The following is a 26,746-nucleotide window of genomic DNA, read 5'->3' on the forward strand; positions in this document are numbered from 1 at the left end:
GCAACCCCTGATTGTTGAAGTGTGCAAAGAAAACCTCGCGTGCGTGGCCTGTACCCTATGCGCCCAGAGTTGTCGCACATGCAGGACTAACAGAGCGGAATAATATGGACACCTTTACCACGGCCATTCCCGGTGCAACCGAGAAGCCAGCCACCTCTTTTATCAGCAATATTCGCCTGATCACCTTGATCAGCACCATTCTCGCCGGGATCCTCATTCTGTTTGCCCTCTCCATCGGTACGTCGAGTTTCTTCCTCAAGCAGAGTAACGATGCGTTGGAAAACGCCACGCAGGAGCTACAGATTCGTCTGGCCCTATCCAACAGTTCAAACCATCTGCGCACCGCGCGTTTGCTGTTGATTCAGGCCGCCGCCGCCGCGCGCGTCAGCGATCAGGATACCTTTGAGAAGAACATTACTGAGGCGCAAAAGCGCATTAAGCAGTCGCAAGATGCCTTCAAGCAGTACATCGACCGTCCGCATCAAACCGAGACTGACCATGCGCTCGACGAGCCGCTGAAAAAGTCATATGACAATTATCTCAAGCAAGGCATGGCGCCGATGCTGGAGTCTGCCCGCCAGTCCCATTTTGAAGAAGTCATTTCGCAGGAAGCCGAAACCCTGCGCGGGCTGGATCAGGCCAACAACGCGCCGCTGCTGGCAGCCATTACTTATCGCACCGATACCGCCAATCAGATTAACCAGCGTGCCCACGCCGACGCCAAGCTGGGTTACGCCCTGATGGCGGGCGCCTTTGCCCTGGCGCTGCTGCTGACGGTTATCACCTACTTCATCATGCGCAAAGTGATCATCACGCCGATTAACCGTTTGGTGAAGCGCATTCAGCACATCGCGCAGGGAGATCTCACACAGCCTTCCGACATCGCGGGTCGCAATGAAATTGGCGTGTTGAGCACTAACGTTGACCATATGCAGAGTTCACTCGCCAGCACCGTGCTGACCGTGCGCGAAGGAGCAACCTCGATTTACCAAGGCTCAGCCGAGATTGCCAGCGGCAACACTGACCTCTCCTCGCGCACCGAGCAGCAGGCCGCAGCCTTGGAGCAGACCGCCGCCAGCATGGAGCAGCTCACCGCCACGGTAAAACTCAATTCGGAAAACGCCCATCACGCCAGCAAACTGGCCGCCGACGCCTCCGAGAAAGCGCAGAAAGGCGGAGATATCGTCGCCAGCGTGGTGAGCACCATGGAAAACATCTCGCGCAGCTCAACCAAAATTGCCGAGATCACTAACGTTATCAATAGCATTGCTTTCCAAACCAACATTCTGGCGCTGAACGCTGCAGTAGAGGCTGCCCGGGCCGGTGAGCAGGGTCGCGGCTTTGCGGTGGTGGCAAGTGAAGTGAGAAATCTGGCGCAGCGCAGCGCGCAGGCCGCTAAAGAGATTGAACAGCTGATTGAAGAGTCGGTAGATCACGTGGGCGAAGGCAGCCTGCTGGTCGGCGACGCGGGCGACACCATGTATGAAATCGTCACTGCCGTCAGCCATGTGACCGACATTATGGACGAAATCGCCTCGGCGTCAGATGAACAGAGCCGTGGCATCAGTCAGGTAAGTCAGGCGGTATCGGAGATGGACGGCGTCACCCAGCAGAATGCTTCACTGGTGCAGCAAGCCTCTGCGGCGGCGGCATCGCTGGAGGAGCAGGCAGAGCGCCTGACGCAGGCCGTCGCGGTGTTCCGCCTTGATAGCAAAGTAATCACCACTGCGCCCCGCCGCCCGACGTTGGCATTAGTTGAGCCACTGAAAGAGAACAAACTGGCGACCGATAACCAGAACTGGGAAACCTTCTAACCTCCAGTGCTGTTAGCCCCATAAACAAAAACACCGGATGCAGTCTCCTGCTCCGGTGTTTTTTAGTTTTAGCGAAAAGCCAAAGCGGTTAGTCTCTGCTGGCCACGCGAGGCTCGACGAAGGTGCCGTCTTTGCTGTCGACTTCGTTGAAGAACCAGATCCCGGCCGGGTAATCTTCCAGAGAAACCAGATACATCACGCCTTCGTAAAACTCTTCAATTTCCAGAACCTTGCCTTCACGGCGCGGGCCGCCGTCGGTCTTAACTGTCACCAGATCGTTAACTTTCATCGAGTTACCCCGTTATTATCCATGTTGTTGATTGTAGTACAGTGCGCCTTAAAAGGCATGCGGCTTAGACTTTGGCAAAGCGTTTAGCGAGAAATACCGCGCATTAGATAAAGGCTTTGGCAAAATCCAGACGTAAAAAAACCCGCATATGCGGGTTTTTGTAATCTTCGTTAATGTGCTGTAAACAGCGCAAAAGCGAGATTAGATAGCGGTAACGTTAGCCGCAGACGGACCTTTAGCACCGTTCTCGATAGAGAACTGTACATTCTGGCCTTCAGCCAGGGTCTTGAAACCTTGATCCTGGATTGCAGAGAAGTGTACGAACACATCTTTGCTGCCATCAGCAGGAGTGATGAAGCCAAAGCCTTTAGACTCGTTAAACCACTTAACCTGACCTTTCATCATAGACATAGGAATTACCTTTAAAAAATAAATTTAGCCACCATGGGCATGTTATAGCCGGATTTCAGTCGTTACTTATGGAGGCACTAAGAAGGAAATTCGTCAGATCAGGGTTATCGAGGATAACGCTTTAAATTTGAACCACTTTACTCAGGATGTCGTGCATAAATAGGTCTGTACCACAGGCCGGAACGTATTTACTCATGACTGCCTCCTAATAGCAACTCTTTTTATCTAATAACCTGCCTAAAGTAACGAAAATGGCGCATTAATCATCAATGCGCTCGTTAAGCGTACGATTATTTGGTTTTTTATCAATAAGTTGAGATCTAAGCGCCGGCAACCGGGTGCCACAATGGTCGCAAAAACGTGCATCTAATTCATGGCCGATGTGATGACAGTGGCGGCATGAACGCTGCTCACGCCCTTTTTGCAGTTCTTGCGACATATAGGCCGTCAAGATCCCCGTAGGTACCGCGATTATCGAATAGCCCAGCAAAATCAAAACGGAAGCCAGTACCCGTCCGAGCGGCGTGTGCGGCGTAATATCGCCATAGCCCACCGTGGTCAGGGTCACGACCGCCCAGTAAACGGAAGCGCCCAGCGAAGTAAAGCCGTCCCGCCCTCCTTCTATAGCAAACATTAACCCGCCGAACAGGCAGAGAATGATCGCCACGAAGCCGAAGAACAGGCTTAGCTTATGCCGCGCACGCATCAGGCTGCGCCACAAGACGCCCGCCTCATTCATATAGCGCAACAGCTTGAGCACCCTCAGCACGCGCAAAATTCGCAGCAGGCGAATCAGCACCACCATATCGCCAGTGCTCACCAGCGCGGGGAACAGCCAGAGGATATAGAGCGGCAGAATCGTCAGCAGATCCACCAGCCCGAAGAAACTCAGCGGGTAGCGCTCTTTGCTTGGCGTAGAAAATATTCGCAGCACATATTCGAGGGTGAAAATGGCGGTAAAGCCCAGCTCGATTAGGCCGAAACGCTGCATGATATTGGGCGTATTCGGGAACAGGCTCTGCGCGCTGGACTCAAAGAACAGCGCAATGACGCTTAGGATGGCGGTCAGAATCCAAAACGCCTCCATGCGACGCCCGCTGCGGGTACGGTTATCAAATAGCAGCGTGTAACAACGCCAGCGCAACAACGCGATAAAACGGAACCGATGTGCCATAACAGTGCTCATCCTGAGAAGATAATCGCTCAAGAATAGCTATTTTCTGGCTAGAAAACTTATTCTCGCGCCCTTCCCGGCTTATTTAGCCAAATTCAGATATAAAAAAACGCCGATTATCCCAATAGATAAACGACGTTTTTGTTTTCAGGCCATGTTCTGTATTCAGACCATAAACTGATTAGTCCATTAATTCCGATACGGCATGGCGCACATAGGCGGTAATTTGCGCCAGGTCCTCAGGATCGGCGTTGCCGCCGCCAATGGAACGCACGGTATTTTCCAGATGGCCAATATCCTGTTCGACTTTTTTAGCAATCTGAACTTTTACGATGGTATCGACCGAGGAAATAAAGGCCCGCATCACCGCTTTTAACGCATAGATTTCACAAAAAGAGTCGTAGGCAGGCTTATCAGCGGGCACTGCATCTACAATTTTTGCGCGCGGTGGAAGGTTTTTCAGACCGTCCACGTGTTCAATCATCAGATCAATATCTCTGATTAATTCATCAAAATTCTTTGCCACTGATTTTCCTTCGCTCGGCGAAAGCCGAAGAATACCACCGCCGTCACAAAGCGAGAAGTCAGCGAAGTGGTGAAAGATGAAATTTCAGCACGCAATGATTCCATCCCGCCCCTTTTTGCTCAGAATGACCATAAAAAAACGCCCACAAATCGAAGTTTGCAGGCGCATGAGTTAGACGACTATCAGGCAAATCGCCGAAGATTAGGCGTTTTTAAGAGACGCCATATCCACCACGAAACGGTATTTCACGTCGCTTTTCAGCATACGTTCATAAGCACCGTTAATGTCCTGCATATCGATCATCTCGACGTCACAACCAATGTTGTGCTCGGCGCAGAAATCCAACATTTCCTGAGTTTCAGCGATACCGCCAATCAGTGAACCCGCGACGGTTTTACGCCCGCCCACCAGCTTGCCACTGTGGATTGCAGGCTCGATTGGCTCGATCAGGCCGACCAGAATATGGGTACCGTCGCGTTTCAGCGTGTTCAGGTACGGGTTGAGGTCATGCTGGTTTGGCACGGTATCAAGGATGAAGTCGAAGTGGTTTTTCACCGCGTCCATCTGCTTTTCATCCGTAGAAATCACCACGTGGTCAGCACCCAGACGGTAAGCTTCCTGCTCTTTACCGGCGGAACGGGTGAACAGCGTGACGTCGGCGCCCAGCGCTTTAGCAAATTTCAGCCCCATGTGGCCCAAACCGCCCAGACCGACAACCGCCACTTTATGGCCTTTGCCGACTTTCCAGTGACGCAGCGGGGAATAGGTGGTGATACCGGCACACAGCAGTGGCGCTGCAGACTTAATATCCAGCTTTTCAGACACGCGCAGCACAAACTTTTCAGAGACGACGATCTGCTCTGAATAACCGCCGTAGGTCATCATGTTGTCATGACGATCGTAGCTGTTGTAGGTCATGGTTGCGCCTTCTTCACAGTACTGTTCGAGGCTCTCGGCGCAGGAATCACAGTGCTGACAAGAATCGACCATACAGCCCACGCCGACAGTATCACCGACGCTGAAGCCCTTAACTTTGGCGCCTACCTGAGTAATGCGGCCAATGATTTCGTGTCCCGGAACCAGCGGATAGATGCTCTGATGCCATTCATTACGTGCCTGGTGGATATCTGAGTGACATACGCCGCAATACATAATGTCGATAACTACGTCAGTATCACGCGGTGAGCGACGTTCAAAATTGTGGGGTGCCAATGGCGCAGTGGCTGACGTAGCAGCAAAACCTCGGACGTTAAGTGTCATGAGTTCTCTCCTGAGGGGTTATCGTTAGACAAAATGCCAGCGCAACCTGCGCTAACGATATAAGTATGCCCCTTGGGAAGTGGGATTTCGTATAACGATCCTCGCGATTACTTGCCCGAATCTGTTTTTCTCAGGATTTTTGACGCGGTATCCCAAGAGGTGCGGCATTAACACCGCACCTCAGGGGGAAATATGACGAGTTTTACTTCAAGAAGGGAACCTAGGGTAAAGGTTAAATCAGCTCAGCTTGTTTCAGTTCGCTTTTCAGATAGGCGTAGTAAATCGGCGCGGCCACCACGCCCGGCAAGCCGAAGGCTGATTCGAAGATAAGCATCGCCAGCAGCACTTCCCACGACTTGGCGTTAATGCGCGTGCCGACAATCCGCGCATTGAGGAAGTACTCCACCTTATGAATGACAATCAGGTACGCCAGCACCCCGACGCCCACCCACAGTGACAGGGAGAGGCCGACAATGAAGATCACCGTATTGGAGATCAGATTGCCGATAACCGGCAGCAGGCCGCAGATAAAGGTGAAGGCCACCAGCGTTTTTGCCAGCGGCAGGTGAATGCCAAACAGCGGCAGAATGCCGAACAGAAACACGCCGGAGAGCACGGTGTTAATCAGTGAGATTTGGAACTGGGCAAAAACTACATTACGAAATGCCTGAGCCAGCAGGCGCACGCGCTGCAACAGTTCGTTTTTCAGCGGGGCATCCTGACTCTCTTTGTCTGGGCGCTGCAAAGAGATAATCGCGCCCAGAATCATACCAATCAGCATGGTGACAAAGGCGTGGGCCGCGTTTTTCCCCACGGTTTGAATCATGGCGACGTGTTCGCGCACCCATTGCAGGAACTGGCGCTGTAGCTCTTCAATATTGGCGGGCAGATAGTGCAACATGACTGGCGAAATGCGCCCCTGTGCGTCACTCAGCAAGCGAGAAACCATGGCGTTGAAGGCCACCGGGTTCTTAATATCATCCATCAGGAAGTCGATAATCCCGGCAATCGCCAGAATCAGCACGCTCACTACTACGGTGCTGATGAGCGCCACCACCAGCCAGCGGGCGCGATCGCCACTGATGATTTTTTGGAAATGCGGTGTTAATCCATTAACCAGCTCGAACACCACGAATCCGGCGATAAAGCATGCCAACAGGTGCAGAGGCAGCACCAACAGTAGCCCCCCCATCACGATAAATAAACTCAGCCAGCGGATATGGTGCGATTTCATTAACTGCATTGTCTGCGTCCTTAACATTCAATTGCTGGGCATTGCGCCGTGCTCGGCCAACATCCCGGTCGTTAGCATAACATTGTTGATTATTACCCAAGTTGGCATTCAGGAGATCAATAAGAAATTTTTGACAGTGACGCACTGTCTTTTATCATAGGCATCAACCATCATGATGATTCTATTTTGATAAAGAAAATCTTAGTAACAGGCGAAGAAGATGTCCGAACTGATCCGAGAAAAACTGTCCCTGCCTAAAGGGCATGATAAATTACTGCTTCACTCCTGTTGCGCACCCTGCTCCGGCGAGGTCATGGAAGCGATTCAAGCCTCGGGCATTGAATACACCATTTTCTTCTACAACCCGAATATTCATCCGCAAAAAGAATATACCCTGCGCAAAGAAGAGAATATGCGCTTTGCCGAACAGCACGGTATTCCGTTTATTGATGCCGATTATGACACTGACAATTGGTTTGAACGCGCGCGCGGTATGGAAAACGAGCCTGAACGCGGCATTCGCTGCACTATGTGTTTTGATATGCGTTTCGAGCGCACCGCGCTGTACGCTTATGAACACGGTTTCAGCGCCATCTCCAGCTCGCTGGGTATTTCCCGCTGGAAAGACATGAAACAGATTAACGGCTGCGGCGACCGTGCGGCGGCGCCTTATCCGGGCATGGTCTATTGGGACTATAACTGGCGCAAGAAAGGCGGTTCGGCGCGCATGATTGAAATCAGCAAGCGCGAACGCTTCTACCAGCAAGAGTATTGCGGCTGCGTTTATTCCCTGCGCGACAGCAATTTGCACCGCAAGGCTCAAGGCCGCGACCTGATTAAACTCGGCGTAAAATATTACGGCGACGAAGACGACGAATAAGCCTTAACCATCGCCTTATTGTTCATTAACCCCGCAACCTGTCTCGCGGGGTTAATTCACTAATCTAAACTTCTCGCCCCACACAATATTCCACGCTAAATAAAACACCCAGTTAATTAGCCTGAGCTTTATCTTAGACTCGCTTATTTTCCTCCCTCTTGTCCTGCCACTTATCAATTCACAGTCTTGCGCTGCACCGAACTGCTTGGTACTTTCCGAACAAAGCTGAGCGTTATTCCTCACTCGTCTACTTTATAACTCAAGGTTATTTTGTGGTTATTAGCGAGCAACGCGCAGCTTAAAAAATATAAAGACAGGACGTTGAGTTCATTCACAGATTACAGACAACAGGGGTAAGAAATATGTGGGTATTAATAGGCATCCCGATCGTGGTGCTGGGCTTTGCGCTGCGGTTTAATCCACTTTTAGTCGTCACCGTTGCCGGTATTGCTACCGGCGCGGCGGGCGGCATGCATACGGTGGATATCATCAGCGCCTTCGGTAAAGCCTTTACCGAGAACCGCTATATGGGGCTGATTTGGCTGACGCTGCCGGTTATCGCCATCCTCGAGCGCAGCGGTCTGAAAGAGCGCGCGCGCGACCTGATCTCTAAGATCCACGCCGCCACTACCGGGCGCGTGCTGATGCTCTACTTCTTCCTACGCCAAGTCACCGCCGCGCTGGGGCTTAACTCACTGGGCGGCCATGCGCAGATGGTGCGCCCGCTGATTGCCCCAATGGCGGAAGCCGCGGCGGTCACTAAGTATGGCGATTTGCCCAATGACGTTCGCCAGAAAATTCGCGCTAACGCCGCCGCCGTCGATAACATCGCGGTGTTCTTCGGTGAAGATATTTTTATCGCCGTGCAATCTATCTTGCTGATCAAAGGCTTCCTGGAGCAAAACGGGATCTCCGTCGAGCCACTGCACCTCTCCGTTTGGGCCATTCCCACCGCCATCGCCGCGCTTATTATTCACTTTATTCGCCTGTGGCTGCTGGATCGCTCGCTGGCCAAGCGTTTTGATGCTCAGCATGGAGGCATTGCCAAATGATCAGCTTAGAATCGGTTTATATCCTCGCGGGCCTGATGTTCTGCGCCTACGCCATTTTCAATCTGTATGACAAAACTAACAACCGCCGTCTGGTTAACGCCCTGTTCTGGGGAGTGTATGGCGTGACCTTCCTGCTTGGCGGCGAGCTGCCGCACTTAGTGACGGGCTGTATGGCTATCCTGTTGGCGGTGATTGCCGGGACCGGCAAACTGGGCAAAGGCAAGTCGGATAACGACCAGCCGGAAGCCACCGCCAGACGCGAAGCTGGCGCCAAGCGCTTTGGCAACAAGCTGTTTATTCCGGCCCTGCTGATCCCTATCGTGACCTTGGTCGGTACCCTGACCCTAAAAAATACCGGTCTGGTGGAAGCCAAAAACGTCACGCTGATCTCACTGGTGCTAGGCACGCTGGTTGCCTTTATCGTGGCGCTGGTGATGCTGCGCGACTCGCCGCTGAAGGCCATCAAGGCAGGCGGGCAGACCATGGACACCGTGGGCTGGGCGGCAATTTTGCCGCAGATGCTCGCCGCGCTGGGCGCGCTCTTTGCTCTGGCGGGCGTCGGTGGCGTGGTGGCCGACTTGGTGAAAAGCATCATTCCACTGGGTTCGCCGCTGGCGATTATCGTGGCTTACACCTTCGGCATGGCGCTGTTTACCATGATCATGGGTAACGGTTTTGCCGCTTTCCCGGTGATGACCGCGGGTATCGGCCTACCGCTGATCGTCAACCAGCTGGGCGGAAATCCGGCGATTATGGGCGCTATCGGTATGCTGTCCGGCTTCTGCGGCACGCTAATGACGCCAATGGCCGCCAACTTCAACATCGTGCCCGCCGCGCTGCTCGAGCTTCAGGATAAAAACGGTGTCATCAAGGCGCAGTGGCTGACCGGCGCCCTGTTACTGCTGGTGAACACCGCGCTGATGTATTTATTTGTGTTCCGCTTCTAACCGCCAACTCGGGAGAGATTGAAGATGACGATGCAACTGACGCCAGAAATGGCGTCCCGCTTTGCCCTGATGGCGCTGGATCACCTGAACCGCGAGTTTCCCAATAAGCTGATGCATGCCATGAGCGGGCCAGAAGACGCCCAAACGCCGCGCACGCTGCACCCGATTTTTTACGGCAGTTATGACTGGCACTCCTGCGTTCACGGCTACTGGCTGCTGCTGCGCTTAATCGACAAATACCCAGAGCTGCCGCAGGCCGGGCAGATTATTGCCATTGTTGAGCAGCACTTCACGGCGGAAAACGTCGCCGGAGAGATGGCCTATTTACAGCAGCCGCAGCATAAAGGTTTCGAGCGACCTTACGGCTGGGCGTGGTTCCTGCGACTGGTGCAGCAGTTAAACGCCATGAAGCTGCCGCAGGCCGCCGGTTGGGCGAAAACGCTGGCGCCGATGAGCCAGTTCTTCGAGCAGGCATTTTGTGAATTTCTGCCGAAAGCCACCTATCCGCTGCGGGTAGGGAGCCACTTCAACACCGCGTTTGCCCTGTCGCTGGCCCTTGAATATGCTCGCAGTGTTGAGAATCACGCCTTAACCGCGCAAATCGAAGAGGCTGCCAAACGCTGGCATCTGCATGATGTGAATTGTCAGGCGTGGGAACCGGGCGGCGATGAGTTTTTATCCCCGTCTTTGATGGAAGCCGAATTGATGCGCCGCGTGTTGCCGCAGGCCGAGTTTTCCCAGTGGTTTAGTAACTTCTTGCCGGATCTGGCCCGGCGCCAGCCGCAAACGCTGTTTGTGCCCGCCACGGTCACGGACCGAACTGACGGCAAGATTGGTCATTTGGATGGGTTGAATCTCAGCCGCGCATGGTGTCAGCGTTCGCTGGCGGCGGCCCTACCGACAGACGACCCGCGCGTCGCCCCGCTGCGTGACAGCGCCCAGCAGCATTTAGACAGCGCGCTGGACCACCTCGACACGGATTATATGGGCCAACACTGGCTGGCAACCTTCGCCCTGCTGGCGCTGGAAGCCTGATAATCCCCCGCCACTCGCGGCATCAGCGAATGATGCCGCGAGTGGATAAAGCAAAGAAATCCTCAAAACAGCGCAGCGCGGGGTGTGCTTTACTCAGGCGCTGCACCTCTACTTTCAAGGCTTCAATCGCCATTCCGCAATGATAGATTTGCTCATACACTCGGCGCATCACGGCCTGCTGCTGCTTATCGATAGAGAGGTAAGCTTCTGCCAACAGGTTAAACCCCTGCGGCACGGCGCGGTTGCCGCTGGCACGGACGAAAGGCGGAATGTCCTGAACCACGCAGGATTGCTCCGCAATCAGCGCCGAGAAGCCGATGATGCAAAACTGGTGAATCGCGCACATTGAGCCGACCTGCGCAAAGTCCCGCAACACCACGTGCCCCGCCAGAGCAGTGTTATTGCCGATCTCGGTGCTGCTGCCAATCAGGCAGTCGTGGCCAACGTGAACATTGGACAACAGCCGATTGCGATGACCGATAATAGTCGTCTGCGCCCCCTGCTGGGTGCCGCGATGGATGGTAGCGTTGCGGCCAATCTGGTTATTGTCGCCAATCTCAACCCGAGTTGGCTCGCCGCGATATTTTAAGTCCTGATTCACTTCGCCAATCGAGCAGAAGCGACCAATGTTGTTATTGCGGCCAATACGCGTGTGGCCGTTGATCACCGAGTGGGAGGCAATTACCGTCCCCTCACCTATCTCGACGTGCTCGCCAATTAGGCAGAATGGGCCAATCTGCACCCCCGCGCCGATAATCGCGCCGGGAGAAATAATTGCCTGAGTTGCCACCGTGGCAGAATTTGAGATCAACGCTAAATCCTCCAGAACCCGATTAAATCAGTCTCTGAGACAAGCTTTCTATAAGAAGAAAACGGACAAAATTCGAGGTCGCGCTGAAAAAACAGAAGGCATTCAGAAAGCACGGAGAGAGCACCACGCCTGAAATTTCCAGGCCGTGCGAGTTACCCAGCATACGGCGTTGCGCCGCCAAAAGACGGTTATATATTTTATTTATTTTATGAACTTTAGGCCCATGAACTGTCTGCAAACGCAGGTTAAGGCTTTCTTAAGCTTGCATCGCTAAAGTGGCGTCAGGTTGAGACATTCAGCTTCAGAATTTCCCCGGTATTGACCCTTTTCGTTGGAGCATTTCTTGCGTAATTTTATTCCGAAAGTCAGCTACCTTTGGCTGACTTTACTGTTGAGTCTTTACTTTACCTTTGTCGTTAACTTCCCCATTTTATTGCACTTCTATCGGATCCTTAACGCGCTGCCGGCCTACAATCTGGGCTTTGCTCTCACCATTCCGCTAGTGCTGTTTGTCGCGCTGAATTTCGTCTTCACACCGTTCAGCTTTCGGCCGTTACTTAAACCCTTCTTCATTATCATTCTGCCGATAAGCGCCCTGGTCAGCTACGCCATGCTTAAATATCAGGTAGTGTTTGACCGTGGAATGATTGAAAACGTTGTTGAGACCCAGCAGAGCGAAGCCTCTTCTTACCTCAACCTCTCCGTGGTGCTGTGGGTGCTGTTCACCGGCCTGCTGCCTGCCGTGCTGCTGTTCTTCACTCAGGTCAGCTACCCGAAATCGGCACTGCGCCGCCTTGGCGTGCGCCTGCTCTCCATGCTGCTCTCACTGCTGGTGGTCGCCGCCGTGGCCGCGGTGTATTACAAAGACTACGCCTCGGTGGGCCGCAGCAATCGCACGCTGAATCTGGAAATTGTGCCGACCAACTATCTCTACAGCGCCTTCCAGTATTACAACCATCGCTACTTCACCCACGACGGGCCGTTCGAGAAAATTGGCCAAGATGCCAAGCTGGTGCAGTCACCGGCGCAAAAACCAACCCTGATGTTTTTGGTGATTGGCGAGACGGCGCGCGAGCAGAATCAATCTTCCGGCGGCTATAGCCAGCCCACCAACGCCTTCACCCAGAAAATACCGGACGTGGTTTACTTCAACCACACCCGCTCCTGCGGCACCGCCACGGCAGTTTCGGTGCCTTGCATGTTCTCCAATATGAAGCGCGTCGACTTCAACAACAATAAAGCGCGCAATAGCGAGGGATTGCTGGATATTCTGCAACGCGCCGGGGTATCCGTGTCGTGGAAAGATAATGACGAAGGCTGTAAGGGCGTGTGCGACAGAGTGCCAAACGTCATCATCAGCACCGCCAAAGACAAAAAACAGTGCGACGGCGACACCTGCTACGACATGGCGCTGCTGGATAACCTCGACGCCGACATCAAGCGCGACGGTAAAAACCGGCTGATTGGCCTGCACCTGATTGGCAGCCACGGGCCGACCTACTTCAAACGCTATCCGCCGGAGTTTGCCGTTTTCAAACCGGACTGCCCGCGCAGCGATATTGAAAACTGCTCGCGCGAGCAGTTGATCAACACCTATGACAACACGCTGCGCTACACCGATTACGTGGTATCTCAGGTGATTGAGAAAGCCAAACAGTATCAGGACAGCTATAACGTGGCGGTGATTTACCTGTCGGATCACGGTGAGTCGCTGGGGGAAAATGGCCTGTATTTGCACGGCACGCCTTACAGCGTGGCGCCGGCGGAACAGACCCACGTGCCGATGCTGTTTTGGCTGTCGCCGGGCTACGCCAGCGCCAATGGCGTCAACCTGTCGTGTTTACAGGGGGAAGGCAAAAATGCCGAGGTGTCGCAGGATAATTTATTCCACACCGTTCTGGACGCCATGAACGTTCAGACCCACGAGCTGGACCCGCAGTTGGATATTCTACGAGAATGTAAAACAGCCAATTAAGGCAGCGAGTTAAGAGAGTCAATCCGCGCGGCGTGCCCCTCATGTTCGCCGCGCGGATGCTGTTATTGCGCGAGGGTTTTCAGCAGCGCGGCGTTAAATTTCTCCGGCTCTTCCATCTGCGGCGCGTGACCCAGCCCTTTAAATTCAATCAGCTTGGCGTGGGGAATGAGCTTGGCGGTCTGCTTGCCCAGCACATTGTAATGGCCGAGCTTGGCTTTCACCGCCGGCGGCGCGATGTCGCTGCCAATCGCCGTGGTGTCAGAAGTCCCAATCATCAGCGTGGTCGGCACCTTAAGGTCTTTAAACTCGTAGACCACCGGCTGAGTGAAAATCATGTCGTAAATCAGCGCCGAGTTCCACGCCACCAGCTTATGCCCCGGCCCGTTATTCAGCCCCGCCAGCATGTCTACCCAGCGATCGTACTCCGGCTTCCATTTATTGACGTAGTAAGTCTTCAATTCGTACTGACGAATACTGTCAGCCGAGAGTTTCAGCTCGCGGTCATACCACTGATCTACCGTGCGATAAGGCACGCCCTTGGCTTTCCAATCCTCCAGCCCGATAGGGTTGACCATCACCAGCTTTGAGACTTCATTGGGGAACATCAGGCTGTAGCGCGTCGCCAGCATGCCGCCGGTAGAGTGCCCGACAATCACCGCTGTCTTGATATTAAGACTTTTCAACAGCTCATGGGTATTGGTCGCCAGTTGCTGGAAGCTGTACTGGTAGTCGCCCGGCTTGGTCGAGCTACAAAAACCAATCTGGTCTGGCGCAATCACCCGGTAGCCCTTGCCCGCCAGCGCCTTGATGGTGTCGCCCCAGGTCGCGCCGCAGAAATTCTTGCCATGCATCAGCACCACCGTCTGACCATTTTTATGGCCGACCGGCGCGACATCCATATACCCCATTTGCAGGGTTTCGCCCTGAGAGTTAAAGGAGAAGTGCTTTTGCGGATAAGGATAAGTAAACCCCTCAAGCTGCGGGCCATAAGAGGGAGTATCGGCCATCGCCAGGGGGCTTAACAGCAGGGAACACAAGGCGGCGGGAAGCAGAAATTTCAGTGGGGAGGGCATCGCTCAATCCTTAAAATCATCGCGGCCAACTGACCGCCTAAAAAACAAATCCTACAAAGTATAAGCCATCAAAGAAATCCTAAGAATGTAAACCCCCGTGTATAAGAGTATTGATCTAAGCCAGATGATACGCTCAGAAACATCATATTCGCCTGTTTTTAAAAACAGTTTTAACAGTAATAGGTTATATTTAGCCTATTACTTCGCCTCTCAATTATGACCTCGGGACTCTTCATTTTGCTAAGAGCCAAAATCATTCGACCTTATATCCGCATCACTGCGTCAGCCTTGGTTTTCCTGCTGATCGTCGGGCTTGGCGTGGCCTCCGTTTCCTGGCAAACCATGCAAGGGCTGCAACATGACGGCCAGCAGCGTTTAGAGCAGGCGGTGAAGCAGATTGATAAGATGTTTGATAATGCCGACCAGGCCGCCACCGCCTTGCAGCCCTACCTCGGGCAATCCTGTAGTCGCGACGTGGTGCTGGAGATGCGGCGGCAAATTGCCATTGTCCCCAACGTACGCACGGTGAATCTGGCGACCGGTGACACCATCTACTGCACCGCGCTGTTTGGCCCGCAAGAGGGCGCGATCAATGACCGGCAGTATGTCGGCGGCAAGCTGTACCTGATGACCGGTAACGCCGTGACGCCGCAGCATCCGCTGATCGCCTACCGCCAGCAGCACGGCGATAACAGCATACTGATTGGCGTGGATGGCTATTACATGCATAACATCCTTGACCTGCTCAGCACCCGCTCGTCACTGATCATTCGCATTGGCGACCAGTGGATGGACCATCAGGGCAAAGTGCATTTAGGAGCAGACAACCTCAAAGGCACGCGCCTGCGTCTGGATTCCACCCGCTATCCCTATCAAATCGCCCTGTTAGTTCAACACGTCAACCATTGGCGCTACGTGCTCGACTACTCGCCGTTCAGCCTGCTGCTGTTCCCGCTGCTCGGCGTATTCATGGGGTTGATGACCTATATGCTGCTGGGACGCGTCGGCACGCCTCTGGCGATTTTAAAAGCCAGCGTCGCCAACCGCGAGTTTGTGCCCTACTTCCAGCCGGTGGTGGATGGCACCCATTATCAGTTGACGGGTTGTGAAGTGTTAATGCGCTGGCAGCATCCGCAGGCCGGGCTGGTGCCGCCTTACCAGTTTATTCCGCTGGCGGAAGAGAGCGGGATGATTGTCGAGATGACGCGCCAACTGATGACCCAGACTCACGAGTATTTCGCCCCTCGGCTGTCGACCCTGCCGGACGGTTTCCATTTCGGCTTTAATATCTGTGCCAGCCATTTCAAAGATTTGAGCCTGATTGAAGATTGCAAAACCTTCCTCGACGCCTTTAAAGGCAAAAAAATCAATCTGGTGCTGGAGCTGACCGAACGCGAGCTAATTGAGCCGAGCGACATCACCGACAGCCTGTTCAAAGCCCTGCGTCGCCTCGGCGTGTCTATCGCACTTGACGATTTCGGCACCGGCCACTCCAGCCTGACCTACTTACAAAAATTCCATATCGACTTTTTGAAGATTGACCAGAGTTTCATCGGCCGTATCGGTACTGACGCGCTTTCCGGGCATATCGTCGATAACGTGATTGATTTAGCCAAAAGGCTAGATATGGTGATAGTGGCGGAAGGCATTGAGACGCAGGAGCAGGTCGATTACTTAACGCCGTATCATTTGGAGTTCTTCCAAGGCTACTTCTTCGGTAAACCCGTGACACCAGAAGAGTTCTCCAAGCAGTGGTTGCAGTCCGATTCTCCCGCGCCGATAACCCTTGGCAAGGCGTAACGTGGTTTTAGTCACAGACATTTGCCGCCGTAACTGATTGAATACTCGGTGGACAGACTGAAATTGGGTATGAATTTAAATGTTCACTTTGCGAGCAAGACGATGATCAAGTGGCCGTGGAAATCGAATGAGCTTCAGACCGACAAGTGGCAACAGTGGCAAGACGCGCTGGATATTCCACTGTTTGCCTCGCTGGACGAGCCAGAGCGCCAGCGTCTGGTGAAAGTTGCCGGTCAACTGTTGAGCCAAAAACGGCTGGTGCCGCTGCAAGGCATCGAGCTGAACGAGCAGATGCAGGCGCGTATCGCCCTGCTGTTTGCCCTGCCGGTGATGGAGCTTGGCGCGGAGTGGCTCGACGGCTTCCACGAGATTTTGCTCTACCCCGAGCCTTTTGTGGTGGACACCCCTTGGCAGGATGACAATGGTCTGGTTCACGCGGGTTCGCAGGTGCACTCCGGCCAGAGCTGGGATCAGGGGCCGATTGTGCTGAACTGGCAGGATATCGAGGACTCTTTCGACACCTCGGGCTTTAACCTGATTATCCACGAAGCCGCGCATAAGCTCGACCTGCGCAACGGCGGCGAAGTCAGCGGCATTCCCCCTATTCCGCTGCGCGACGTGGTGGCTTGGGAACATGACCTGCACGCCGCGATGGAAAATTTGCAGGATGAGATCGATATGGTGGGCGAAGAGGCCGCCAGCATGGACGCCTATGCCGCCAGTGACCCGGCAGAGTGCTTCGCGGTGCTCTCCGAGTACTTCTTCAGTGCGCCAGAACTGCTTTCGAGCCGCTTCCCGCTGGTTTACGGCCATTTTAGCCGTTTTTACAAACAAGACCCGCTGGCAAGGCTGCTGCGCAACCAGCCGTGCGACGCTTAATCAGCCTAAAAACTGTGACCTCGCCGCACCTTTTTTGCACTTTTCGGGCCTTTTTGCTCAGTTGCTGAACAGTCAGTCAAATAGCGCCATTTTGCCGTTGACACCTCGCGGGGCTCTAGATATCATGCGCCCCGTTCACACGATTCCTCTGTAGTTCAGTCGGTAGAACGGCGGACTGTTAATCCGTATGTCACTGGTTCGAGTCCAGTCAGAGGAGCCAAATTTAGAAAAGCCCGCTTAAGGAAACTTAAGCGGGCTTTTTGGTTTTTGTGTCTCTAATCGTATGCCCTATTCCTAACGCCAGCCCATCGCTGGAGCGACATGCTTAAGGATCGACTCAATCACGTGCACGTTGTAATCCACGCCCAGTTGGTTGGGTACCGTCAGCAAAATAGTGTCGGCTTCGGCGATGGCTTCGTCCTGTTTTAACTGTTTCACCAGGGTTTCTGGATCGGCGGCATAGCTGCGGCCGAAAATGGCGCGGGTTTGCTCATCGAGATAGCCGATTTTGTCGCCATCATTGCTGCTGGAACCAAAGTAGGCGCGGTCACGGTCATTCATCAACGCAAAAATGCTGCGGCTGACGGAGACTCTTGGCACATGCTGATGCCCCGCTTCGGCCCACGCAGCGCGGTAAGCGCGAATCTGCTTCGCCTGCTGAATGTGGAACGGCTCGCCGGTTTCATCAAATTTCAGGGTCGAGCTTTGCAAGTGCATCCCAAGCTTGGCAGCCCAAATGGAGGTCGCATTGGTTGCCGCCCCCCACCAGATGCGCTCACGCAGGCCAGCCGAATAAGGCTCTGGGCGCAGTAAGCCCGGAGGATTAGGGAACATCGGCTGCGGATGCGGCTCGGCAAACCCCTTCCCGCGTATCACTTCTAAAAACTCTTCAGTGTGGCGACGCGCCATATCGGTGTCGGTTTCACCCTCGGCTGGCTGGAAACCAAAGTGACGCCAGCCGTCAATCACCTGCTCCGGCGATCCGCGGCTGATACCGAGTTGCAAACGCCCGCCGGAGATCAGGTCTGCGGCGCTGGCGCTTTCAGCCATGTACAGCGGATTCTCATAGCGCATGTCGATCACGCCAGTACCAATCTCAATCTTACTGGTTTTTGCGCCGATAGCCGCCAAAAGCGGGAATGGCGAACTCAGTTGGCGAGCAAAGTGGTGAACGCGGAAATAAGCGCCATCTGCGCCCAGTTCTTCAGCCGCCACGGCGAGATCGATGGATTGAAGCAGCACGTCAGACGCCGAACGGGTCGCCGACTGTGGCGATGGCGTCCAGTGGCCGAACGATAAAAAGCCAATCTTTTTCATAGTAAAAGTATCCTCAGATTCCGGCCTATCCCAAGAGGATATGGCACAGCGATACCCTTACTCTACGCCTCTCAGGATGAGAATAAATTTCATTTATTTAACCTAAGGGTTCAGTTTATTTGATGAATATTGATGAAAAGTCGCTCGTTCTTGAGCCGTCTGCACAAATTGTCTCCCATCAGATTGTGGAAGCAAAAAAATCTTTGCTATCAACAATGTCACTCGATATTATTCGCCCCATTCACGCGATTCCTCTGTAGTTCAGTCGGTAGAACGGCGGACTGTTAATCCGTATGTCACTGGTTCGAGTCCAGTCAGAGGAGCCAAATTAGAAAAGCCCGCTTAGGAAACTAAGCGGGCTTTTTGCTTTCCGATTCAAATCGTTAGAGCTACTTATCCCACCCTGACTGAATGGGTCAATATCTGGCGGAACTTGTCTATGTCGCAGATAACATACTCATTCGCGTTTTTTTGGATGTAGTTCTCTTCCATCAGCTGATTGATCACCCGCCGATAGGTGCGCTCGGAGCAGCCGAAGCGTTCGGCTTCGCGGTAAACCTGGGAAAAATCCACCAGCGGTTTTTGCTGCTGATAACGCTCGTAAAGGTCGGCGACGATGTTAAACACCAGTGGCTGTAAGAAGCGTTCCATGGTTTTTGCCATACCGCGTTGGTAGCTGAGGGATAGCAGCTGGCTAAGCCAAACGCCGACCTCCACGTGGCTGGTGAGGATGGTGTCCATCAACGCCAGCGGAATGACTTTCACCGCCATGGCCTCGTGAGCCACGACGGAAAACTGGCTGGGCGTCTGGGTGAGATATTCGATTTCACCAATGATAGTGTCACTGACAAAACGCTGGCCGAGGCTGAAGGTCTTACCGTTTTCGGCATTGTAATGCATGGTGTATTCGCCGAGGGTTATCCAGTACAACGCCTGAATCTCTTCCCCCTGGCGCAAAATGAACTCATCGGGGCCAATCACTTTGTCTTTGAGTGGCGCGGCGTGCACCGCGTCGCGCAAGATTTTGTATCCGCGCTGAGCGTATTGCTGAATGATTGTCATGATGTCGTCGCTCTCCGACCGGCCCGAAATAATAGTTAAGTGAGTAACGCCAACCCTGAGGATTACCCATCGCGCCGCTCGCGAAGTCGAGGGGCTGCTGAGACTAACGATCGGCCCTGATCATTGTCAATGCCCCTTGCACGATCCTCGCCCTGAGTCTCCTTTCTCCTACACCACTTTGCCTCGCCGCCATAGCCGCGCAGACCAGTAAAAATCAATTTTGTGATCGCCGTCGGCTAGGGTCGGACATTTGCCTTTTTCTACGCGCGAAGGGCTTTCTACCATGATGGCCTACATCCAGTCAGGAGGTCATCAGATGACGCCACATATTAATGCCAACCCGGGCGATTTTGCCGAAACCGTGATCATGCCGGGGGACCCGCTGCGCGCCCAGTACATCGCCGAGACCTATTTGACTGACGCCAAACGCGTTTGTGATACCCGCAATATGTTTGGCTTTACTGGCTACTATCGCGGCAAACCTCTCTCGCTGATGGCCCACGGCATGGGGATCCCGTCCGTCTCAATCTATGCCCATGAGCTGATTAACGAATTTGGCGTGAAGAAGCTGATTCGCATCGGCACCTGCGGCGCGGTGGATAGCACGGTGGACATGAGCAACGTGATTGTCGCCACCGGCGCGGGCACCTCTTCTTCCGCCAACCGCGACCGTTTTGGCGGTTACGACTTCGCCGCCGTGCCCGATTTTGACCTGCTGCGCCGCTGCTGGACGGTGTCGCAGCATCGCCAGCTACCGACCCAGTTCGGCAACACCTTTACCAACGACCTGCTGTATGACAAACCCGAAGGCATGCTCCCAGCCCTCAAAAAAATGAATATTTTGGCAGTAGAAATGGAAACCTCGGCGCTTTACACCATCGCCGCGCAGTACCGCGCCAAAGCCCTAAGCCTGTTGACCGCCTGCGTCAATAGCGTCACCGGCGAAGAGCCCAGCGCAGAACAATTACAAAAAACGTTAAACAACATGTTTGAGCTGGCTTTAGAGACAGCAGTATTCAGCGATTGATCTTATTTATAAGGCTTATCCGATGACGAACTCTACACACTCACCTGCACCAAGCGGCCTCAAAGTCGAATCCAACGGGGTTAACGCCGTACCTGAATCCGAAAGGTACGGCAGCCCTTCCGGACTGTTCCCCATTTGGTTTTCGTGGAACGTCTCCATCCTCGGTATCGCCTACGGGGTGTATGTTTACTCGCTGGGACTGAGCCTGTGGCAGTCCATCACCGCCGGGATTATTGGGTATCTGCTCTCCTGCATTCTGGTGGGTATTCTAGCGGTGGGCGGCCCAAGAACCGGCCTGCCGACGCTGACCCAAACCCGTTTCTGCTTTGGTTATCACGGCAATAAATTCCCAACCCTGTTTGCCTACATCTCCAATATGGGTTGGAAAATTACCCTGATCACTCTGGCCTCTTCCACCGGCGCGGCGCTATTTGCCAAACTCTGGCCGACGGCCTTCGCGCTGGCAGAGGGCAAGCCGACGCTGATGTGCATCCTCGGCTGGTTTATTCTGAGTCTGGCATTAACCATGTCGATTGCGGTTTACGGCCACCAGCTGATTATGAAAGTCGAAAAATACATCGCCTGGCTGACCGGCTTTATGAGCATCATCTTTATCTTCCTGATGCTGCCACACATTCACTGGAACAGGCTGGGACAGGGCGCGGCGCACGGCGACCTGCTGACTTACATCGGCGGCGTGGTGATGGCGATGACCATGGTGGGGCTAGGCTTCCTCAACTACGGCGGTGATTTTGCGCGCTACCTGCCGAAGAAAACCCCGGCCTCAAAAGTGATTTTCTGGACCACCGCGGGTATTTCGCTGCCAGTGAGCATTTTGCTGATCCTCGGCGCATTCTTGGCCGACAGCAACCCGGACCTCAGCGCAGCCGCCTCCCAAGCGCCGATTGCCTCGCTGACTAATCTGCTGCCGTTCTGGTTCTACGTGCCGTTTTCCATCGTGATCATTATCTCCCTGCTGGCGGCGGCGATCACCGGCGTCTACAGCTCAGGGTTGGCGCTGTTGGCGCTGGGCATACCGGCCAGTCGTGCCACTACCACCATGCTGAATGCCATTATTATCGGCTTCGGCGCGTTCTATCTGATGTTTATCTCCGACTCTTTCCTCTCCACCTTTCAGTCATTCTTGGCCTCAATCTCGGTGGTGATGGGCTCGGCGGGGGCGATTGAACTGATCGACTTCCTGCGCCAAAAACGTTTGGGTTGGGATATTACTATGGCCAACAAAGCCGGATTCGGCGGCAGAAATGGCCGCTGGACCGCGCTGGTTGCGCTGTTTACCGCCACTATTGTCGGCCTTGGCACCATCACCTCGGGCGACCCGTACATCGCGCACATCGTCGGCTTCCTGCTGACGGACGAAACGCGCCACAGCGTGTTCGCCACCGCGAATATCGGCGTGATTGTGTCGATGCTGGTTGGGGGCGGGATCTACGCCCTGTTGACCTTCGGCCTGAAAATCGCCCTGCCGGGTATCACTTCAGCGCCAGCCTCTAAGGCACCCACTCCGCCACTGAAGCCGCAAAGAACTCTTTGATTTTGAGTCGATAACAAAGCCCGACTAAACAGACTTAGGTGGGCTTTTTACATTTCAACTTCCCCTTTCCTGAGTCGCAAAATTTTTTTTCCTCCTCGGGAATAAATCCCGCTGCGGTTCGTCTTATCTGCTCATTGCCCCACTTATGTCCTACTTTGTGAGCCGAACTTATGCAACAACCGCGAAATTCACTCTGCCAGCAGCTTAAAAAGGCGCGGCAATCTCCCGGCTTTGGCCTTCGCCTTGGCATCATCGCCGCTGTTCCTCTTTTGATTTGTGTGCTGTTTGGCTGGGCCTGGGGGGCATTGACGCCTGACCGCCTGTCGCCGGACAAGTTGGTGAACGTGCTGGAGAAAACAGGCGGCGTGCATCCGGGATATCGGCGTAATCATGCGAAAGGGCTATGCGTTGCCGGCTATTTTGAGGGCAATGGTCAAGGCAGCGCGCTGTCAAAAGCCGATGTTTTTCGCGTCGAACGTACACCAGTGATTGGCCGTTTCGCCATTGCTGGCGACAATCCCAACGCCGCCGACGGCGCAGTTCCGGTACGCAGCATGGCATTACAGTTCAAATCGGACAGCGGCCAAGAGTGGCGAACCGGCATGAACGCCTTGCCATTCTTCACCGTCGCCACGCCGCAGGGCTTTTTGGACCAACAGACTGCCGCCATTCCCGACCCGGCGACCGGCAAACCCGATCCGGCCAAAATGCAAGCGTTCTTAGCCCAGCATCCCGAAGCGAAACCTTTCTACGCCTGGGTGAAAGGCAGGGTACCGACCTCAAGCTGGGCAAGTGACAGCTACAACAGCCTTAACGCCTTCCGCGTGACCAATGCTCAGGGCGAAACCCGCGCCGTGCGCTGGAGCATGCAGCCGCAAACTGCGGCCACGCCTATTACCCCGCAGGATAAAACCGATCCCTTATTCCTGCAAAAAGACTTAAAGCAGCGACTGGCGCAAGGGCCGTTAAAATGGAATTTGGTGCTGACCGTGGCGGCCAACAATGACCCGACCAATGACGCCACCAAGGCATGGCCGGACGATCGGCAAAAAGTCACGGCGGGAACGTTGGTGTTGACCTCGGCGCAGGATCAGGCCGACGGCAATTGCCGCGACATCAACTATGATCCGCTGATTTTACCGGATGGCATATCAGGCTCGGATGACCCGCTGCTCAGCGCGCGTTCCGCAGCCTACTCCTCCTCCTTCAACCGCCGCACGCATGAAGAAGCGCAGGCCAAACAGGGTGCCGCATTATGAAAACCGTTAACCACTTCCACCCCTTGCTGCGCCTGGTCCACTGGGCGATGGCGATAATGATCGTCGCCATGCTGTTTATCGGCGTCGGTATGGTCTCCACCGTTTCCAACCTTCACGCCTTTTTATACGCGCTGCACAAACCTCTGGGGGTGGCGCTATTGGTGCTGGTGCTGCTGCGGCTCTATTTGCGTTTTCGCTATAAAAAGCCCGCCCTGCCGGAATCTTTGCCTTCGCTGCAAAAACTGATAGCGCATCTCTCTCACTGGCTGTTATATGGTTTGATGCTGGCCCAGCCGCTGGTTGGGTGGGCGATGCTTTCCGCCGCGGGTTATCCGATAACCCTCGGGGCGGGCATTCAGCTGCCGCCGCTGCTGGCTAAAAACATTGACCTTTATGCCGTGCTGCGCCCGCTGCACACTGTATTAGCCTTGCTGCTGTTCTTCACTGTGATGATGCATCTGGCCGCCGCGCTGTTCCACGCGCTGATTTTGCGGGATGGCGTATTTGCCAGCATGACGGGCTATAAAAGCCGACCGCTAAAAGATGAAGGCTAAACATGAACCGAGCGAGGGGCTGCCCGTGAACTCCCTAACCGAAGATGAAATCAGAGAGATGCTGCCACACCTGCAGCGTTTTTCTCTGTGGCTGACGCGTAACCCGCACTCGGCGGAAGATCTGGTGCAGTCTTGTCTGGAGAAGGCGCTGACCGGCAAAAAGACGCTGGATAACCAGCAGAGCCTGCGCCCCTGGCTGTTCTCCATTCTTTATCGGCAATTTATCGATGGCGAGCGGCGCAAAAGGCGTTTTCAACGCATTCTGTCGCTGTTTACCGGCGAAGAAAATAACGTCGCGGCTTCCGCAGAAGAGTTACTGATCCACGATGATATGCTGATCATCTTCAGCCAGTTACCCGTCGAGCAGCGCGCCCTGCTGATGCTGATTAGCGTGGAAGGCCTGAGCTATAAAGAGGCCGCGCAGGCGCTGGGTATTCCTTTAGGCACCGTGATGTCACGTTTGTCACGGGCCAGAAAACAGTTGCAGCAATGGGACGAGGCCGCGCCTTCGCCAAATGCGTTGAGGAGATTGAAATGAGCAGGCTTCCTCCTGAAGAACAGGATCTGCACGCTTACGTTGATGGGCAACTCGACGATGAGCAAAAAAAATGGGTTGAACACTATCTGCAAAAGCACCCTGAGGTTGCAGCGCAAGTGGCAAAATGGCGGGCCGATGCCCAGAGGTTACGCGTCTCACTTGATGAGTTTGTACCTTATACCGCGCCTCGGGCGACGGATTTACAGCAGGTGCGCCAGCGGATTCGCAAAACCCGCCAGTGGCGATTATCCGTGGCCTTCAGCCTGCTTTTATCCATCGGCATTGGCGGCATCGCGGGCTGGCAGCTGCATGCGAGCCAAGTGCAGAGCCAAATCTTGCCGATGGAAGACGCCGTGCAGGCTTACCGTTTAATCAACGACGGCAATGTCAAAGCACTGGACGTGGTAGCCAGTACTCAGGGACAGATGGACAGTTGGATGGGCCGCAATTTCATCAACGGCGGCCTGCCGCCGAATCTGGAAAATTACGGTTTCAATCTGGTCGGCGGACGTCTGATGGTCACCGAGCAAGGCCCGGCGGCACTGGTGGTTTATCAGGATGCCAAGGGGACGCGCGTGACCTACTACATCCGCCCTTCCGGGCGAATGCAAATCGGCAAAGGCGAACGTAAAACCGACAATCTGATGGCGCAATACTGGAGCGATCAGCGCTATAACTACGCGGTCATCAGCCCAGCTAACGATCAACAAACCGCCCCGCTGCAAAAGGCGCTAGCCCATTTCACCGGGAATCTTCAGTCGATTTAGTTGGATTGGGTGGAAGATAGACAGTAAAAGGCCGCCGAGAAGCGGCCTTTTTAGCAAAAAATCCTAGCGATACTTCCACAACCATTTACCACTCGCCAGTCGCCAGTAGAAGAAGCTGCCGCGAATGATCCAGTCGAGGCACATGCCGAGCCAGATGCCGATGACGCCGAAGCCGAGCACCACGCCGAGGGTGTAACCGGCGACGATGCGCCCGCCCCACATACTCAGCAGCGATACCCACATGGTGAAGCGCGCGTCGCGAGCCCCTTTCAGCCCGGCGGGTAATACCCAGGAGGCGGCCCAGAATGGCATAAAGGCGGCGTTCAGCCACACCAGCATTTTTACCACGTGGATAACGTCATCTTCCTTGGTATAGAAAGAGGCCAGCACGCCCGCCAGCGGCATCGACAATAGCGAAAGCGCGCAGAGGCCAATGGTTGAGAGCCAGAAAATATGTTTCAGCTGGTGCTCGGCCTGCCCCATCTGTCCGCGCCCCAAACGGGTGCCGACCACAATGGTAGAAGTCGAACCCAAGGCGTTGCCCGGCAGGTTAATCAGCGAGGCGATCGACGCGGCAATAAAGTTACCGGCAATCACGTCAGTCCCCATCCCGGCGACGAACACCTGCGTCAGCAATTTACCGCCGTTAAACAGCACGGATTCAATACTGGCGGGCACGCCGATGCTCAGCACTTCCATCAAAATGCCGGTATTGAGACGTTTGAAATAGCTTTTAAGGGGAATGCGCAGTGCCGGATTGAAGCCGATCATCAGCACGTAAATCACCACCGCTGCGCCGATATAGCGGGCAATCGTCAGGCCCAATCCGGCACCGGAAAAGCCCAAACCGCCCCAGCCGAAGCAGCCATAAATCAGGACGCTACTGATAATAATGTTGAGGATGTTCATCCCGCCGTTGATAAGCATCGGGATCTTGGTATTACCGGCACCGCGCAAGGCCCCACAGCCGATCAGCGCGATGGCCGCCGCCGGATAACTCCACGCGGTAATAGTGAGATAATTCAGGGCGAGGGCCTTAACCTGCGGCTCGGCACTGCCCGCTATCCAGTCAATAATATGCTCACCGGCGAACTCGATGCCGACGGCCAGCAGCAAAGCAAACAGGGTCATCAGCACTAAAGACTGCCGCGCCGCGTTGCGCGCGCGTTTGCGATCCAGCTTACCGAGGCTAAAGGCCACCACCACCGTCGTACCGAGGTCTATCGCGGCAAAAAAGGCGATCACCACCAGATTGAAACTGTCCGCCAACCCCACGCCGGCCATCGCTTCCTTGCCGAGCCAGCTGACCAGAAAGGTGCTGAGCACCCCCATGAGCAGCACGCACATATTTTCGAAAAATATCGGTACCGCGAGGGGAGTAATTTCACGCCAGAACAACACACGATAGGAACGCCGTTTGTGATACCACTTGGTGCGCTCCAGCGCGTGTTGCACGGTTACTCTGATGTTTTGCAAGATAGTTCCAGCTATGAGGTGAGGTCAGATG

25 protein-coding genes and 2 tRNA genes are annotated in these 26,746 nt (G+C 54.4%); 16 read left to right on the forward strand and 11 right to left on the reverse strand.

The window, feature by feature from the left end; genetic code table 11:
- Positions 1 to 104: 104 nt before the first annotated feature.
- Entirely contained in the window at positions 105 to 1,814 is a 1,710-nt protein-coding gene (locus SBO83_RS19095) for a methyl-accepting chemotaxis protein (RefSeq protein WP_396132588.1), read from the forward strand.
- Between the two features lie 88 nt (positions 1,815 to 1,902).
- On the opposite strand, the gene dsrB is transcribed toward SBO83_RS19095, so the two are convergent.
- The 6 genes from dsrB to SBO83_RS19125 form a co-directional block, all read right to left on the reverse strand.
- Positions 1,903 to 2,103, reverse strand: coding sequence for a protein DsrB (dsrB, locus tag SBO83_RS19100; RefSeq protein ID WP_353501691.1), 201 nt, complete (start codon positions 2,101 to 2,103; stop codon positions 1,903 to 1,905).
- Between the two features lie 201 nt (positions 2,104 to 2,304).
- Positions 2,305 to 2,514 carry a transcription antiterminator/RNA stability regulator CspE gene (cspE, locus tag SBO83_RS19105; RefSeq protein ID WP_034789491.1) on the reverse strand — a complete coding sequence of 70 codons (210 nt, stop codon included), beginning with the start codon at positions 2,512 to 2,514 and terminating at the stop codon, positions 2,305 to 2,307.
- Between the two features lie 259 nt (positions 2,515 to 2,773).
- Positions 2,774 to 3,688, reverse strand: a complete 915-nt coding sequence (locus SBO83_RS19110; RefSeq protein WP_396132589.1) for an ion transporter — start codon at positions 3,686 to 3,688, stop codon at positions 2,774 to 2,776.
- Positions 3,689 to 3,869: 181 nt separating this feature from the next.
- A complete protein-coding gene (locus SBO83_RS19115; protein WP_034789488.1) occupies positions 3,870 to 4,214 on the reverse strand; it encodes a hypothetical protein in 345 nt (114 codons plus the stop codon).
- A 201-nt stretch (positions 4,215 to 4,415) separates the two neighbouring features.
- Positions 4,416 to 5,474 carry an NAD(P)-dependent alcohol dehydrogenase gene (locus tag SBO83_RS19120; protein WP_353501688.1) on the reverse strand — a complete coding sequence of 353 codons (1,059 nt, stop codon included), beginning with the start codon at positions 5,472 to 5,474 and terminating at the stop codon, positions 4,416 to 4,418.
- A 232-nt stretch (positions 5,475 to 5,706) separates the two neighbouring features.
- The gene (locus SBO83_RS19125) at positions 5,707 to 6,717 is read right to left on the reverse strand and encodes an AI-2E family transporter (protein WP_353501687.1); all 1,011 of its coding nucleotides are present in this window, start codon (positions 6,715 to 6,717) and stop codon (positions 5,707 to 5,709) included.
- A 211-nt stretch (positions 6,718 to 6,928) separates the two neighbouring features.
- Here SBO83_RS19125 and SBO83_RS19130 point away from each other — a divergent pair, with 211 nt between their 5' ends.
- The 4 genes from SBO83_RS19130 to SBO83_RS19145 all read left to right on the forward strand — a co-directional run bounded on the left by SBO83_RS19130 (position 6,929) and on the right by SBO83_RS19145 (position 10,622).
- Entirely contained in the window at positions 6,929 to 7,588 is a 660-nt protein-coding gene (locus tag SBO83_RS19130; protein WP_396132590.1) for an epoxyqueuosine reductase QueH, read from the forward strand.
- Positions 7,589 to 7,950: 362 nt separating this feature from the next.
- A complete protein-coding gene (locus tag SBO83_RS19135; RefSeq protein WP_396132591.1) occupies positions 7,951 to 8,640 on the forward strand; it encodes a DUF969 domain-containing protein in 690 nt (229 codons plus the stop codon).
- Positions 8,637 to 9,587, forward strand: coding sequence for a DUF979 domain-containing protein (locus SBO83_RS19140; RefSeq protein WP_396132592.1), 951 nt, complete (start codon positions 8,637 to 8,639; stop codon positions 9,585 to 9,587). The genes SBO83_RS19135 and SBO83_RS19140 overlap by 4 nt, the downstream gene beginning before the upstream one ends.
- A 24-nt stretch (positions 9,588 to 9,611) precedes the next feature.
- Complete coding sequence (locus SBO83_RS19145; protein WP_396132593.1) at positions 9,612 to 10,622, forward strand: DUF2891 domain-containing protein; 1,011 nt, start codon at positions 9,612 to 9,614, stop codon at positions 10,620 to 10,622.
- A gap of 22 nt (positions 10,623 to 10,644) precedes the next feature.
- Here SBO83_RS19145 and lpxA read toward each other — a convergent pair whose 3' ends face one another.
- Positions 10,645 to 11,433, reverse strand: coding sequence for an acyl-ACP--UDP-N-acetylglucosamine O-acyltransferase (gene lpxA / locus SBO83_RS19150; RefSeq protein ID WP_185688035.1), 789 nt, complete (start codon positions 11,431 to 11,433; stop codon positions 10,645 to 10,647).
- A 343-nt stretch (positions 11,434 to 11,776) separates the two neighbouring features.
- Here lpxA and SBO83_RS19155 point away from each other — a divergent pair, with 343 nt between their 5' ends.
- Positions 11,777 to 13,408, forward strand: a complete 1,632-nt coding sequence (locus tag SBO83_RS19155; RefSeq protein ID WP_396132594.1) for a phosphoethanolamine--lipid A transferase — start codon at positions 11,777 to 11,779, stop codon at positions 13,406 to 13,408.
- A gap of 62 nt (positions 13,409 to 13,470) precedes the next feature.
- On the opposite strand, the gene SBO83_RS19160 is transcribed toward SBO83_RS19155, so the two are convergent.
- Positions 13,471 to 14,481 carry an alpha/beta fold hydrolase gene (locus SBO83_RS19160; protein WP_396132595.1) on the reverse strand — a complete coding sequence of 337 codons (1,011 nt, stop codon included), beginning with the start codon at positions 14,479 to 14,481 and terminating at the stop codon, positions 13,471 to 13,473.
- 237 nt (positions 14,482 to 14,718) lie between these two features.
- Here SBO83_RS19160 and SBO83_RS19165 point away from each other — a divergent pair, with 237 nt between their 5' ends.
- From SBO83_RS19165 to SBO83_RS19175, 3 genes are all read left to right on the forward strand, one after another.
- On the forward strand, positions 14,719 to 16,281 hold the full coding sequence (locus SBO83_RS19165; RefSeq protein ID WP_396132596.1) for an EAL domain-containing protein: 1,563 nt from the start codon (positions 14,719 to 14,721) through the stop codon (positions 16,279 to 16,281).
- Positions 16,282 to 16,383: 102 nt separating this feature from the next.
- A complete protein-coding gene (gene mtfA, locus SBO83_RS19170) occupies positions 16,384 to 17,160 on the forward strand; it encodes a DgsA anti-repressor MtfA (RefSeq protein WP_034789519.1) in 777 nt (258 codons plus the stop codon).
- Positions 17,161 to 17,304: 144 nt separating this feature from the next.
- A tRNA-Asn gene (locus SBO83_RS19175) sits at positions 17,305 to 17,380 on the forward strand.
- Between the two features lie 74 nt (positions 17,381 to 17,454).
- On the opposite strand, the gene SBO83_RS19180 is transcribed toward SBO83_RS19175, so the two are convergent.
- Positions 17,455 to 18,477, reverse strand: a complete 1,023-nt coding sequence (locus tag SBO83_RS19180; protein ID WP_396132597.1) for an LLM class flavin-dependent oxidoreductase — start codon at positions 18,475 to 18,477, stop codon at positions 17,455 to 17,457.
- Between the two features lie 250 nt (positions 18,478 to 18,727).
- Between SBO83_RS19180 and SBO83_RS19185 the strand changes: the two genes are divergently transcribed.
- A tRNA-Asn gene (locus tag SBO83_RS19185) sits at positions 18,728 to 18,803 on the forward strand.
- A gap of 67 nt (positions 18,804 to 18,870) precedes the next feature.
- On the opposite strand, the gene SBO83_RS19190 is transcribed toward SBO83_RS19185, so the two are convergent.
- Positions 18,871 to 19,539 carry a cyclic nucleotide-binding domain-containing protein gene (locus SBO83_RS19190; RefSeq protein ID WP_396132598.1) on the reverse strand — a complete coding sequence of 223 codons (669 nt, stop codon included), beginning with the start codon at positions 19,537 to 19,539 and terminating at the stop codon, positions 18,871 to 18,873.
- A gap of 316 nt (positions 19,540 to 19,855) precedes the next feature.
- Here SBO83_RS19190 and deoD point away from each other — a divergent pair, with 316 nt between their 5' ends.
- The 6 genes from deoD to SBO83_RS19220 all read left to right on the forward strand — a co-directional run bounded on the left by deoD (position 19,856) and on the right by SBO83_RS19220 (position 25,239).
- Positions 19,856 to 20,566 (forward strand): purine-nucleoside phosphorylase, encoded by a 711-nt coding sequence (gene deoD / locus SBO83_RS19195; protein WP_396132599.1) that lies wholly within the window; start codon positions 19,856 to 19,858, stop codon positions 20,564 to 20,566.
- Positions 20,567 to 20,588: 22 nt separating this feature from the next.
- On the forward strand, positions 20,589 to 22,121 hold the full coding sequence (locus tag SBO83_RS19200) for a cytosine permease (protein ID WP_396132600.1): 1,533 nt from the start codon (positions 20,589 to 20,591) through the stop codon (positions 22,119 to 22,121).
- Positions 22,122 to 22,291: 170 nt separating this feature from the next.
- Positions 22,292 to 23,380 (forward strand): catalase, encoded by a 1,089-nt coding sequence (locus SBO83_RS19205; RefSeq protein ID WP_396132601.1) that lies wholly within the window; start codon positions 22,292 to 22,294, stop codon positions 23,378 to 23,380.
- Entirely contained in the window at positions 23,377 to 23,934 is a 558-nt protein-coding gene (locus tag SBO83_RS19210; RefSeq protein WP_396132602.1) for a cytochrome b/b6 domain-containing protein, read from the forward strand. Before SBO83_RS19205 ends, SBO83_RS19210 begins: the two co-directional genes overlap by 4 nt.
- Before the next feature lie 25 nt (positions 23,935 to 23,959).
- Positions 23,960 to 24,472, forward strand: coding sequence for a sigma-70 family RNA polymerase sigma factor (locus SBO83_RS19215; RefSeq protein WP_396132603.1), 513 nt, complete (start codon positions 23,960 to 23,962; stop codon positions 24,470 to 24,472).
- On the forward strand, positions 24,469 to 25,239 hold the full coding sequence (locus SBO83_RS19220; RefSeq protein ID WP_396132604.1) for an anti-sigma factor family protein: 771 nt from the start codon (positions 24,469 to 24,471) through the stop codon (positions 25,237 to 25,239). Before SBO83_RS19215 ends, SBO83_RS19220 begins: the two co-directional genes overlap by 4 nt.
- Positions 25,240 to 25,302: 63 nt before the next feature.
- On the opposite strand, the gene SBO83_RS19225 is transcribed toward SBO83_RS19220, so the two are convergent.
- Positions 25,303 to 26,715: an EmmdR/YeeO family multidrug/toxin efflux MATE transporter gene (locus tag SBO83_RS19225; protein ID WP_396132605.1), complete on the reverse strand. Its 1,413-nt coding sequence runs from the start codon at positions 26,713 to 26,715 to the stop codon at positions 25,303 to 25,305.
- Between the last annotated feature and the right edge of the window lie 31 nt (positions 26,716 to 26,746).

It is taken from the genome of Ewingella allii, assembly GCF_044430645.1.
Classification (GTDB): Bacteria; Pseudomonadota; Gammaproteobacteria; order Enterobacterales; family Enterobacteriaceae; genus Ewingella; species Ewingella allii.